Raw genomic sequence first — 12,902 nt, 5'->3', positions numbered from 1 at the left:
CAACCTCTCTTTTTCTATTTATACCGCCACCATTTCCCTTTACCTAACGTATGGGCGTTGTTTCTGTAAGGTGCTTATCTATTTCAATTTAACGAAAAACATTTGCTTAACGGCTTTGTTTTTTACCAACTAAATAATTCTTTCCCTAAGGCAACTTCGAAGCAAAAAAATAAATGTGTAATATTAATTAACTAACGTTCCCTTACCCACAAATGTTTCCTTAGTACAAAACTATCGCACGAATGCAGTTTTGTCAACTTAAGTTTATGCCATTTTTTATTGAAATAGAATATTTTCATCTTAATAGTGATATATCTCACAGTAATGACGAATAAGACGTTATACAATAAAGCTAAGAAATAAAGTTTCTATTGGGAGGGTATTAGAATGAGCGTAAAGCATTCAAACATACTTGTTGCTGTTGACGGTTCTGATTCTGCAGAGATTGCTTTTTCCAAAGCTGTAGAACTTTCGATTCAAGACGAGGCGTCCCTACTGATTGCTCATGTCATTGATACGAGAAATTTCTCAACTTTTGAACTTTACGATATCGCAACGGAACGAGCAGAAGACTTTGGAAAGCGTCTATTAAAGGAGTACGAAGAAAAAGCACGAATGGCAGGAATTTCGAATGTTGATACAGTGATTGAATACGGATCCCCAAAAGCAAAAATCGCAAGAAAGATCGCTCCACAAAATAAAATAGATTTAATTGTTTGCGGAGCAACAGGGATGAATCGCGTAGAAAGATTGCTGATGGGCAGCGTCTCTGAACATATCACTCGTCACGCAAGTTGTGATGTACTCGTCGTAAGAGGAAGTAAAGTACCTGCTGAGGAGGCTGAGAAAGATGAACACAGCAGACAAAATACGTAAGCACCGTTTGGAAGCCAACTTAACCATTTCAGAATTAGCGGTGAAAGTGCGGATTGGAGCGGGACTTATGCAGAAAATAGAAGAAAACCGCTATCAGCCAGACGTTCAAACACTTTTAAAAATATCAACAGCTTTAGATATTCCAGCCTCTGAATTTCTTGAAAAGGAAACAATTGAGCAGTTAGAAAAAGCGGATACCTGAAATGATAACTACTTATTAAAAACGATATTTAGAAAACGAGAAAAACGCGCTAGCAACTTGCTAGCGCGTTTTTCTCGTTTTCTTAATTTGTAATAACTCCATTTCCTCAAACGTTCACCAGTTTATTCTCATAAACTGGCAGGATCACTTCGACGGTAGTTCCTTCTCCCTCAACACTTGTTAAACGCATTCTCCCGTTATGGTTATCAATAATGCTAAAACTAACCATTAGTCCCAGTCCAGTCCCATTCTCCTTCAACGTATAAAATGGTTCTCCGATCCTTGGTAATTGGTGCTCTGGAATACCTACACCCTGATCTACAATCGTAATAACCGCTTCTTTTTTCTCGTTTTCTTTTACCTTTACAAAGATAGTGCCGCCATTAGGCATAGCTTCAATAGCGTTTTTCACGACATTGACAAACACTTGCTTTAGCTGATTTTCTTCTCCTAAAATAGGAAAGTGATCACACTCATACTGTGTTCGAATAACGATGTTCTTCAGGATTGCCTGCGATTTAAGAAGGGCGACTACGTGCTGAAGCAATGAAATAAGATCACTTTCTCCAAACTCTTTCTCTTGAGGTTTTGCAAGGAGCATAAATTCGCTCACGATGAAATTAATGCGATCAATTTCCGATAACATGATTTGAAGAAACTCTTTTGATTTATCGTCTTCAGAAGAGCTATAAACTAATGTTGCAAAGCCCTTTAAAGAAGTAAGAGGATTTCTTATTTCATGTGCAACTCCTGCTGCAAGCTCTCCTACCGCAGTTAATTTCTCTGAGCGTCTTAGCAGTGCTTCTGTTTCTTTAAATTCTGTAATATCTTCCACTATGACAATAACACCCTGTACTTTCCCATGAACTATATGTGGAATTGAAATTAACTTCACATGAACCGAGTGACCTTCTCGATGAACAATGGCAGATTCACACTTTTGCGGAATCCCTTCTTTCGTTCTTTCAAAACAATTCAACGTCTGCTTTAAATAACGCTGATCCACGAATTGAAAACTCGTTTTATTACTTGTGCTATTCGATGAGTAGCCACTCATTTTTTCTAAAGCGGGGTTCATATTAAGTATTTGACCGCTAATATCTAATACCATGATACCATCGGGACTATTTTCGACGAGTGAGTGGTATTTCCGCTCACTCTCCTGAAGTTGTGAGGCCTGTTCTTCTAACTTTTGACCTCGAATCACACTAATTAAAATTAAAACAGAAATAATGAATATGCCAATCAACACAAGATACTGTAACACCGTATTTTCACTGTAGCTTTCTACTTTAAAATTTGAATTTGAAGCCGAAGAAACCATCGTAAAATAATGAAGGGCGAGAGTACCTAGACCAAACACAATTGCCCCTGATAATTTCCCCCAGGAGTTCCGCTTTTCATTTGATACACCATAAACTAACCAAAAACTACAGATTGTCGAAATGAAAGCGATCAAACCTGGAATGACAATTTTCCACCAATCTTTCAATCGGTAAATCTCCTCTAATAAATAGACAGATGTTAACAATTGCAAAAAAACCAAAACAATGGTGAGAGAGAAACTTGCCACAACCAACTGTTTCAATTGTCTTTTTGATGAAATGATGTTGAATGACAGGAGTGATCCAACAACAGGAATAACTAAAGTAATGATAACAAACCAGGGAGTGTAAAAGGATGAGACAGCTGTTGATATCCCTAACAGTACAAGATACTGTAGAATCCAAATCCCTGTCCCCATTGCTAATGCACTACCAAATATCCATAGCTGTCGATATGAATGCGCTATATTGTAAACCTTTTCATGAAAATCAAATGCTGTATAAGTATAGCTGACTACCATTAAGATCGAAATCAAAATAAGAAAAAAATGAAAATCATAGATGAGGTCTTCCATGATACGCTCCACTCCGTTTTCCATAACAAAATCAGTTCATGTGCAAGTAATTCCTTTCACTTAGTTAACATTAGACATTCATCTTCAAATTCCTTCCACATTTTCTTAGATGATACAATTTTCCCATCACATTTCCCAATCATTTAACCAGTTCAAGAAAGCTCCTAAATAAAAACAGCCTGCATGAAAGGGCAGGCTGTTACAAACATATCTTATGGCTAATTCATTTCAAAAAAGGGTATGGGGAAAAGGAAGGAGGATCTTACATGCCGCAAATATTATTTAAAGTACAGGAAGTTAAGCGACTACAAGACCATCATATACCTAACACGCTTGAAGCGAACGTCGAAGTGGAATTTATCAATCGAGAAAGTGGTGAACTGTTAAAAACAGGACTGATTCCCGTTCGTTTCAATGAACACGGATCTTTCCCATCCATCTCTCATATCCAAAATTTCGAAGAAGAAAAGAAATTACAAACCAAACTCTTATTCGACATTCGACGATACGTACGAAAACTTCGCCCCTATCTTCAGCCAGACGATGAATAACTAGGCTTCAAATAAATAACGATAAATATTACAGGCAACTTGGATATTCATAAGATCAGAAGGATCATTAAAATTAATCGTTAGTATTTCTTGTATGCGTTGAATTCGATAATTCATTGTATTAACATGAACATGGAGCTGTTCAGAAGCGTTTTTTAAATCTTGGCCGGTCGATAAGTAAACAAATAAAGTTTGAAAGAGCTCTCCTTTGCGGCGTTTTTCATAAGCTAGCAATGGAGAGAGATACTCAAGGGCATAGCTTGCTAGATCTTCTTCTTTATTGTTTAATAAGAGTCGAAGCGCCCCAATTTCTCCATACCATGAAGAATAACCCGCGAATGTAAATCTCTTTAGAAATTTAATCGTCTTCTTCGCTTCTTGAAAAGAGTGATCAATGGCACGGATTCCTCTAACTGGTTTTCCAATACCGATTCTACAAATTTTTTCAGTTGTAACAGAAGCGATCAACTCATTAAATTCTTGGAAGAACTGATTAACAGTGAGAATGGATGATTCGATGCCTCTCTCATCATCTTGAAGGAACAGCAAGACAATTTGACGACCCCACTCTGTAACACGCAAAGTTGTTTGATGATTTTTCTCTAGTAAATGTTTAATTGATGCATGAATACATCTTCTAAGCCATTCCTCGCGTCCTTGTTCAAACTCCTGAGGTACATCGATTAAAGCGATTGTGAAAAAACCATTTAATCCAGTCTTCAAACGCCCTGTAAGGTAACTTAAATCCGCTTCATCATCTTGTGGCGATAGAAGATGGAGTAGTAATTCTCCAGCTAAACGCTGTTGTTCTTTATGCTCCGATTCCTTTTTCATTAGCTGAAGACCCGCAACTGTACAGGCATGAAAAACGGCTGACTGCTCAAACCTTGTAAGTGGGAGCTTTTCAGAAAGAATAGCGAGATAACCGAGCGGAAATGACAATCGACCAAGAGGAAAAAGCAAGGAATCTTCGTCTGTTTGCACAACTTCTAACTCATTTGTCTCATTCTGAATCGTACTTAAATGGTTAAGAATAATGCTTTGCAAGCTTTTTTCTGCATTCCAATCAATCTGACTGGAAGCCTTCACCTCTCCAAATGGATCATAAATGGCTACGCTCTTTCCGATAGACTTTGTGAGATACGTGCAAATTTCTTGAAACGAGTCTTCATTCATTCCTATGTCAGATAGTGCCTGGTGTGTATCTACTGATATCGATAGACTCTCGTTTTGGTGAATCACTGTTTGATTAAATTGCTTTAACTTCTGTAAAGAAGCTTCTTTGTTCTGATACAAATTCGCGTTCATTAGTGCAATGGCCGCCTGTGAAGAAATAGCTTCCACAAGGCGGATATCATCTTCTGTAAATCCTTTTTCCCCATTAAAACGGTCGAGCACTATAACCCCTGTACAAGTACCTTCTTTTTTAATTGGGATACAAATTGTACTCAGCGGTAGCTCATGTGCAGATTGGTGATATAGGCTAGCATTTTGATGAGACATCGTCTTCATAGCTTTTTCGACTTCATCACTTATTTTGAAGTGCAAAGTGGCTTCTTTCTCATATGCAAGACCTGTCATCGACTCACCTGAACGGAGAATGACTTCATTAACCGTCTTCTTTCGAAACCCTGTCGACCCGGCAACTTTTAAACCTTTTTGTTCTTTATCGTATAGAAAAAGCACACCACCATCAGCTGCATCAATGGCTGAGACGGCTTCTTCTATAACAGACTGAATGACAGAATAGAAATCTAGTGATGAATTAAATATTGTAGAAACTTGCATAAGTAAATGCAACTGCCTTTTGCTAAGTTCTGCCTCATTCTCAAGTAAACCCCTCGCCATCCATTTCACTCCTTTTATTTTAAGTGTTAACTTCTTCCGTCTCATAACGATGTTGCTCAAGATAAGCTAACGTTGCTTCTCCAAGCGTTTTGGCAGCAATCAACATAGCGTTCTCATCAATATCGAACATTGGATGATGATGAGGATACGTAGACTTATTCTCAGCATTACCTGCCCCGGTTAAGAAGAAAGTTCCTGGAACCTCTTCTAGATAATAAGCGACATCCTCTCCTACCATTAAGGCTTCCGTTTCTACCACATTCTTCACATCAGCTACTCGTTCTGCAGCTTCCTTCAACATTACCGTTTCTTTTTCATGGTTAACTACAGGAGGATATCCTCTATCATAACTAAATGTATAGTCTGCCCCGCTACTCTCACAAGTGCCTTTAATCATTTGTTCCATAAATCCAATGATCTTCTCGCGAACGTCTCGATCAAAGGTTCTAACCGTCCCTTTTAATGTTGCCGTCTCTGATATGACATTGAAAGCTGAACCTGCGTGAAATGAACCGATAGAGATGACTGCTGTACTGGAAGGGTTGATAAACCGGCTGACAATTTGTTGAAGATTACCAACTAACTGACTGGCGATCACAATTGAATCAAGCGCTTCATGTGGGATACCGCCATGACCACCTCTCCCTTTGATCACAATTTCAAAAGAGTCAGCAGCAGCCATAATGCGTCCTGGTTTATACGCAATTGTTCCAGTTGGGAATCCAGACCAAAGGTGTGTTCCAAAAAGAACATCCACTCCCTCTAGGCACCCGTCTTCAATCATTGGCTTCGCTCCACCAGGTGTAATCTCTTCAGCAAATTGATGAATAAAGACGACGCGACCTGCTAATTGGTCTTTTTGCTCATGTAGTGCTTTTGCTAAGTGGAGAAGCGTTGATGTATGACCATCATGACCGCACGCATGCATCACACCTGGAACAGTGGATTTGTAGGGTACTTCTTTTTCATCATTGATTGGAAGGGCATCAAAATCAGCACGTAATCCAACTGTCTTTCCTGGCATTGCTCCTTCTAAAGAAGCCACAACTCCTCTGCCACCGACATTTATTTTAACGTCCATGCCAAGTTCCTCGTAGAAATCTGCAATTAGTTTAGGTGTTCGAACTTCATGGAATGACAATTCAGGATGCTGATGAAGATCTCTTCTTAGGTCAATCATTTGTGGTACTAAATCTTCTAATCTCTCAAAAAGCGCTTTTCTCATGTAGCATTCCCCTCTCCTCTATCTAAAACAAAGTAAACTTCACTCTCTTATTACGTTACGAGTATTTTAACAAAAATTCTGAACTTTATAAGTAGAAATAAGAAATCTATTGTGAAATATAAAGGATTCTTCAATGTAAGCGCTGTATTTTCATTAAATCACCAAAGTGACTAGTGCGGAGTAATGTCATTCCATGAATATCGTTAGTTGCAATAGAGCCATTCCTTTTTTAAAATGAATAGTATTAGAAGGGAGAGTCAAGATGAATATTTTGATTTTAGGAGCAACAGGACGAGTCGGAAGCAACATTCTTACATTAGCTCTCTCCGATCGGCATCAGGTGACTGTTTTAGCACGATCACCTGAGAAGCTCCCTACAAATAGTAACCTTACGATTGTCGAAGGGGATGTTCTCAATGAAGACGTCGTTGAAAAAGCCGCCAAGGGCGTTGATGTGATCGTTAGTGCACTTGGTACTGATAAAACCACAACGTTATCAGAAAGCACCCCGATTTTAATAAGGGTGATGAAGAATCAACAGATTAATCGGATCATCACCGTAGGGACAGCTGGCATACTTAATAGCCGAGTCGAACCAACTCTCTATCGTTTTGAATCCTCTGAGTCTAAACGAAAAACAACGCGAGCAGCAAGGGAACATCTTTCTGTTTATGAAATGCTCTCTGCTAGCGATCTGGACTGGACAATCATCTGTCCTACTTATTTGCCAGATGGTCCCGCAAAAGGGGAGTATCGGGTGGAAAAAGAATATCTACCTGATGGTGGTCGTGAAATATCAACCGCAGACACAGCTGCTTTTGTATACAAGGAACTATTCGATCGCAATCACTCCCGTAAACGTGTGGGGATTGCTTACTAACTACTGAGACATGCCTGTATCCTTTATCGTCACATCAACGTTCACTGATACAGGTATTGTTTCTAGGTATTCATATTTATCTAGTTTTTTCCATTCTTTATATGATAAGGAATGCCTTACATATTGCCCCAGTCCAAGACTATCCGTTTGATTTTCCTTTAGCACTTTAAGAATCCCCTCCGCGTCACGTTCAATATGTTCCGCAATTACCTTTTCAATTTTCTTAGTTTCGTTAGTACTTGAAATTTCTTTTGCTCCTGTATCCTCTATGACCGAGCCACGCATTTTTACATTTATTTGAATGTGGTCCACCTTACCATTACTTTTTACAACCTTAATTTTCCTATTACTCTTAATATAATCAAAATGGAGGTTGCGGATGTTATCACCATCCGGAACTTTAATCGTTAATTCCCCTTTTTTTACTTTTCCAAGAAGAAACAAAAATACTTTTGACTGAAATAAATCCAGATGAGCTACGTACTGGTCTTTTCGAAAAAGAGCAGTTCCCATTAACACTAATTCACCATCTTCTTTGGTAAAAAGAGGTGCAACAGGATCAATGCCATCATCAAAGTAATCTCTTGAAAAATGAAATATGTCCATCTCTGGAATCGTAAATTTATCCGTTTCTGTTTTTAACATTTTATCAACATAGCTACCTACATCTGGTTCGACATCTGTCTTAATAATCTCTTCCCCTTCTCCAAACGCCATGACTAGCTTCACTTGTGAACCAATTTCCTGATCTCGTTCCATTGAAGTAATGACACGACTGACCCCTTCCTCAGCTAGCGTTCTTCCTATTATAATCGAATGTATTTGTCCATTAACAACCTGTTGCCTCGTTTTAGATGATAGAAGATCTTCAGCCTCTTTTTTTGAATTGGCTACTGTTTCAATGATTTCATCCTTTTGTGATGCCTCACTTGATAAATCGGGAAATGAAGCTGTTACTTTTAACTTCCCATCCTCCCCTTTTATTCGATCAAAACCAATCATACTAATGATCGCCAGATCTTCAATTACTTTCTTGTCATTACAACTTGTCAGAACGATCATGGCTAAGATAACAAAGCATAGCTTTCTGTTATTCCGCATGTCGTTTCCTCCTTATGCTTCTGATCCAAAGCGTTACGAGCAATAGCACTGGAAGCCCTAATGCAATTCCTGCAGCTGCTAATCCAAAAATTAATAGCCAGGGCGCTAGCTCGTATGCTACATCCACCTTTAACGTGATCAAATAGGCGACAAAGATGAGAATGAATACACACCACTTTTCATTAATAGCAGGTATTGCTCTATTGAGCAGTAGCTTCGCTGCCCATAAATACATGACGACGGTTATAAGAATTTTCATCAAGAACAAATTGAAAACAAGGCTTTCAATCCTCTCAATAAGCTCAATTTCAATATAAGCGATCAAATTCAGCACTGGAAAACTAGTTAATTTAAGCTGATCAAATGAAAAATACATAAATGAAACGAAACATGTAAGCCCATATACAACTGTTGTAATTACATGCCCAATATAAACGCTACGAAACCATTTAGGCTTTGTCTGATCAATATAAGGAAAGAGAAAGAGCACTATTTCAAAACCAAGGAAAGCAGTATAAACCTCGATCATTCCTTGGAGGGGATTATTCCCACCTTTAAATATAAATGGTGTTAAGCGCATAAAAGAAGAATAGGGAATATGGTAAATGAGCATAAATGTCATCCAAATCGTCAAAAAAAAGAAAACAGTTGTTGTTTTCGTAATCGTATAAATGTCTTTAACGACAAGATATAAGGCAAGGAGCAAGAAGAGACTGTACAGCAACAGCAGACTGGTATTTTGAAAAGCAAGGACTTGGGTAATGAGCATGTAGTCTTTTCCTACAAGAAGAGGGAGAATCGACCATATAAGCGCTAATATGACATAAAAAGGGGCAAGAACCTTTTGCGGAACAAGCCCTTCCATAATTTCAAATACATTCTCTCCCCTCCGAAAACGATTCACAAGAGAAACGAGAAAGATGTTAAAACCAGCAATGAGGGAAATAATGAGAATCATAACCCAGCCGTTTGTTCCGAAATTTACCGCCAGCATTCGAGGCAATTTATATAGTGTTACACCTGATTGAATCATATAAATCAGGATGGCGAGGTGGAATGGCGCTATTTTTTCCGACATTTATATCCCTCAATTTCTACAGCTACTTATTTCACTTTTTTCTTATTTGAACTTCTCGGAATAGCTGGTCTCGTTTTCATTAATGAGTAAGGAGCCCTTAATAAGAAGTCACCCCAGTCTTTTTTGAAAAACGGGGATAAGGGGGCTAAATACGGTGCTCCAACGCTCGTTAAACTGCTTAAATGAATCACAAGAATCGTCAATCCAATCACGATTCCGAGGTTGCCAAGTATTCCTGCGAGTAGAATTAAACCGAACCGCGTCAGTCGGATACTTGCACTCATTACATAACTTGGGACTACAAAAGAAGCAATGGCAGAGCTTGCCACCACAATAATGAGGACGTTGCTTGTAATTCCAGCCTGAACAGCCGCTTGCCCTATGACAATACCGCCTACAATACCGATCGTTTGTCCTACTTTTGTAGGCAACCGTGCACCGGCTTCACGTAAAAATTCCAGAGTAACTTCCATAATTAACGCTTCATATAAAGGATCAAATGGTACTTTGCTTCTTGAACCGGCAAGAGTTGTTAGAAGTGACTGTGGAATCATTTCATAATGAAAGGATGTAACGGCAACGTAAAGGGCGGTAAATCCAATCGTAATCATGAATGCACCAAAGCGCAGTAGTCTGGTTGCCGTACCAGTAATCCACCTTTGGTAATAGTCATCACCCGTTTGAAAGAAGTCAAAGAAGCTTGAAGGGGTAATAATCACTGCAGGACTACCGTCCATAACAATGACGACTTTTCCTTCTACAAGTGCTGCTGCAACCGCATCTGGCCTTTCTCTTAACATAAATTGCGGAAAAAGCGCATTAGGCTGGTCCTCAATTAATTGAGTAAGAATATGTGAATCATAAACGGCATCAATTTCAATTTTTTCAATCCTATTAGTCAAATCTTGAACAATTTCATCATTTGCAATTCCTTTAATATGGAGAACATAGACGCTTCCTTTTGCCACTTCACCTACTGGAATTTCATTAATTTTCAAGTGTGAACTTCTTACACGCCTTCGGATCATAGAGAGATTGATTTCACTGCTCTCCACAAATCCTTCATGTGGGCCCGTAATCGTTGTTTCCGTTTCGGAAGGCTGAATTTCACGCTGCTTTGGTCCGGAAATATTAATCAAATAAGCATGCTCTTTATGAAAAACAACAGCCTCTCCCTTTATAATGCCATCAATTAGCTTCTTCTCATCATCTGATTTGTGAAAGTTCGATCTTCTAAGGAAAGGAAGGGAAGCTTCTTCAGAAGCATGGTAAAGGGGTTCAAGCAACTCCATTTTCAGCAGTTGATCGTTAACTAAATGCAGGAAATAAATAATTGAAATGCTTAGCTCCGGTAACGTTCGATGAACAAGGTCATCACAATCGCTGAAGTTATCTAAAATAAGCTCCTGAAGGGTGGTTTTGTTGTTTTGTTGGTTATCCGATTGCTGATCCATTTCTTTCAATTTATGAAGTCGTTTGATTGTTCTCCTTCTAACCATTGTAAATCCCCCCTCATACGTTAGTTCTAGCTTTTGGAGATAACGTATGAAATATGCATTTCTTGGGATAAATGAGTCACAAATGCAATTAATGCTAAATGAAGACAAAAAAAGAAGACGAGCTTTTTATTAGCCGTCTTCTTCTCGTTTTATTTTTGTTTTAATGCCGCTTCAAGGGCAATAATCATCATCTCTTTAAAGGTTGTTTGTCGTTCTTCAGAGGTCGTTTCTTCCCCCGTTACGATATGGTCGCTAACGGTTAACACCGTTAAGGCATTCACGCCGAACTTCGCAGCAATTGTATATAGAGCAGAAGTTTCCATTTCTACACCAAGTACCTGGTAGTCAGCAAGCTGCTGGAAGATTTCCGGATTGTCACGGTAGAAGGAATCACTTGTAAACACATTCCCTACATGAACGCTCATTTCCTTTTCAGCTGCAGCGTCGTAAGCGTTTTTCAAAAGATTAAAATCAGCTGTAGGAGCAAAATCCATACCGTTAAACTGAAGGCGATTCACACCTGAATCCGATGTCGCGCTCATCGCAAGAATAACATCTCTTACTTTCACTTCCTTCTTTAATGCTCCACATGTTCCAACACGAATAAGATTCTTAACACCATAGCTCTGAATCAATTCGTTCACATAAATCGAAATAGATGGAACACCCATTCCAGTTCCTTGAACAGAAATTCGTTCGCCTTTATATGTACCTGTATATCCAAGCATACCTCTTACTTCGTTGTAGCAAACGACATCTTCTAGAAATGTCTCTGCGATATACTTAGCACGAAGCGGATCTCCTGGTAATAGAATCGTTTCCGCAATATCCCCTTGTTTTGCACCAATATGAACACTCATAGTCGTACCTCCTTGATATAATACGTACACTAACAAAAGTAGCATAAGATCCGCCCTTATGCCACACGCAATCATATAATAGTAGCCTATCCTTCCTTAAAATACACTATACAAGAGGCTATCCAGCTTACAAAATGCTATTTATACTGTTGTTGATCTTTGGCTCATTCGAGTGGTCATCACAGAGCATAAATGAGTCAAGGTCAACAACATTCATTAACTTAACCATAAAAAAAGCCCGAAGCAGATGCTTCAGACTTTTTTATACAAGGCCTTAATAATATGGTGAGATCATCAAGTAAACGACAACACCTGTAATACTAACATAAAGCCAGATCGGCATCGTCCACCTAGCGATTTTACGGTGTTTAGCCACTTGCATGTTTAATCCTCTCGTAACCGTAATTAAAGCCAGAGGAACAATAGCGGCAGCCAAAATAATGTGCGTAATTAAAATAAAGAAGTAAATGGGAACGATGATGCCTTCTCCTCCAAACGAAGTGGATTCAGAAAGCCCATGATACGTCACATATGAAACGAGAAAGAGTGCCGTTGTTGTAAAAGCAGCAAAAATAAACCGCTTATGCATTTTAATATTCTTTTGCATAATAAAAATGAGCGCTGCTACTAAGAAAACAAATGTAAAGCTATTAAAAACAGCATTTAGCAAAGGGAGCAGCGTAATATCAAATCCCACGTCACCACTATACTCAGGTAGGAAAAAAAGGACAACGACGAGCACATTCACTGCAATTGATAGCCCGACAATCCATGGTGTATAATTCCGTTGTTTAACATCATTCATTAGATTTCTTCTCCTTATCACAATAATCTACCTTTTAAGGATAAGAAAGTTTCTCGGATTGAGCAACCAATGAGATT

12 protein-coding genes are annotated in these 12,902 nt (G+C 38.7%); 4 read left to right on the top strand and 8 right to left on the bottom strand.

Annotation, left to right across the window (positions count from 1 at the left end):
- The first annotated feature begins 387 nt into the window (after window positions 1-387).
- Together IQ283_RS15840 and IQ283_RS15835 are read left to right on the top strand one after the other, a co-directional pair.
- The gene (locus tag IQ283_RS15840) at window positions 388-876 is read left to right on the top strand and encodes a universal stress protein (RefSeq protein WP_194221081.1); all 489 of its coding nucleotides are present in this window, start codon (window positions 388-390) and stop codon (window positions 874-876) included.
- Window positions 851-1,078 carry a helix-turn-helix domain-containing protein gene (locus IQ283_RS15835; protein WP_194221080.1) on the top strand — a complete coding sequence of 76 codons (228 nt, stop codon included), beginning with the start codon at window positions 851-853 and terminating at the stop codon, window positions 1,076-1,078. Before IQ283_RS15840 ends, IQ283_RS15835 begins: the two co-directional genes overlap by 26 nt.
- 106 nt (window positions 1,079-1,184) lie before the next feature.
- Here IQ283_RS15835 and IQ283_RS15830 read toward each other — a convergent pair whose 3' ends face one another.
- Window positions 1,185-2,978, bottom strand: a complete 1,794-nt coding sequence (locus tag IQ283_RS15830; RefSeq protein WP_206759484.1) for an ATP-binding protein — start codon at window positions 2,976-2,978, stop codon at window positions 1,185-1,187.
- A gap of 266 nt (window positions 2,979-3,244) precedes the next feature.
- Here IQ283_RS15830 and IQ283_RS15825 point away from each other — a divergent pair, with 266 nt between their 5' ends.
- Complete coding sequence (locus IQ283_RS15825) at window positions 3,245-3,529, top strand: hypothetical protein (protein WP_194221078.1); 285 nt, start codon at window positions 3,245-3,247, stop codon at window positions 3,527-3,529.
- Here IQ283_RS15825 and IQ283_RS15820 read toward each other — a convergent pair whose 3' ends face one another.
- Together IQ283_RS15820 and IQ283_RS15815 are read right to left on the bottom strand one after the other, a co-directional pair.
- The gene (locus IQ283_RS15820) at window positions 3,530-5,377 is read right to left on the bottom strand and encodes a helix-turn-helix domain-containing protein (RefSeq protein WP_194221077.1); all 1,848 of its coding nucleotides are present in this window, start codon (window positions 5,375-5,377) and stop codon (window positions 3,530-3,532) included.
- Between the two features lie 19 nt (window positions 5,378-5,396).
- The gene (locus IQ283_RS15815; RefSeq protein WP_194221076.1) at window positions 5,397-6,602 is read right to left on the bottom strand and encodes a M20 family metallopeptidase; all 1,206 of its coding nucleotides are present in this window, start codon (window positions 6,600-6,602) and stop codon (window positions 5,397-5,399) included.
- 262 nt (window positions 6,603-6,864) lie between these two features.
- Between IQ283_RS15815 and IQ283_RS15810 the strand changes: the two genes are divergently transcribed.
- Window positions 6,865-7,482 (top strand): NAD(P)-dependent oxidoreductase, encoded by a 618-nt coding sequence (locus IQ283_RS15810; protein WP_194221075.1) that lies wholly within the window; start codon window positions 6,865-6,867, stop codon window positions 7,480-7,482.
- On the opposite strand, the gene IQ283_RS15805 is transcribed toward IQ283_RS15810, so the two are convergent.
- The 5 genes from IQ283_RS15805 to IQ283_RS15785 all read right to left on the bottom strand — a co-directional run bounded on the left by IQ283_RS15805 (window position 7,483) and on the right by IQ283_RS15785 (window position 12,825).
- On the bottom strand, window positions 7,483-8,583 hold the full coding sequence (locus IQ283_RS15805) for a Ger(x)C family spore germination protein (protein WP_194221074.1): 1,101 nt from the start codon (window positions 8,581-8,583) through the stop codon (window positions 7,483-7,485).
- The gene (locus IQ283_RS15800) at window positions 8,573-9,661 is read right to left on the bottom strand and encodes a GerAB/ArcD/ProY family transporter (protein WP_194221073.1); all 1,089 of its coding nucleotides are present in this window, start codon (window positions 9,659-9,661) and stop codon (window positions 8,573-8,575) included. Before IQ283_RS15800 ends, IQ283_RS15805 begins: the two co-directional genes overlap by 11 nt.
- A 26-nt stretch (window positions 9,662-9,687) precedes the next feature.
- Complete coding sequence (locus IQ283_RS15795) at window positions 9,688-11,160, bottom strand: spore germination protein (RefSeq protein WP_242057365.1); 1,473 nt, start codon at window positions 11,158-11,160, stop codon at window positions 9,688-9,690.
- Between the two features lie 149 nt (window positions 11,161-11,309).
- Window positions 11,310-12,020: a purine-nucleoside phosphorylase gene (deoD, locus tag IQ283_RS15790; RefSeq protein ID WP_194221072.1), complete on the bottom strand. Its 711-nt coding sequence runs from the start codon at window positions 12,018-12,020 to the stop codon at window positions 11,310-11,312.
- A gap of 274 nt (window positions 12,021-12,294) precedes the next feature.
- Complete coding sequence (locus IQ283_RS15785) at window positions 12,295-12,825, bottom strand: DUF420 domain-containing protein (RefSeq protein WP_194221071.1); 531 nt, start codon at window positions 12,823-12,825, stop codon at window positions 12,295-12,297.
- Between the last annotated feature and the right edge of the window lie 77 nt (window positions 12,826-12,902).

The organism is Pseudalkalibacillus hwajinpoensis (assembly GCF_015234585.1).
Classification (GTDB): Bacteria; Bacillota; Bacilli; order Bacillales; family Guptibacillaceae; genus Guptibacillus; species Guptibacillus hwajinpoensis_B.
Note: the sequence above shows the minus strand (reverse complement) of the source record. Positions and strands in the feature narration are given on the sequence as shown.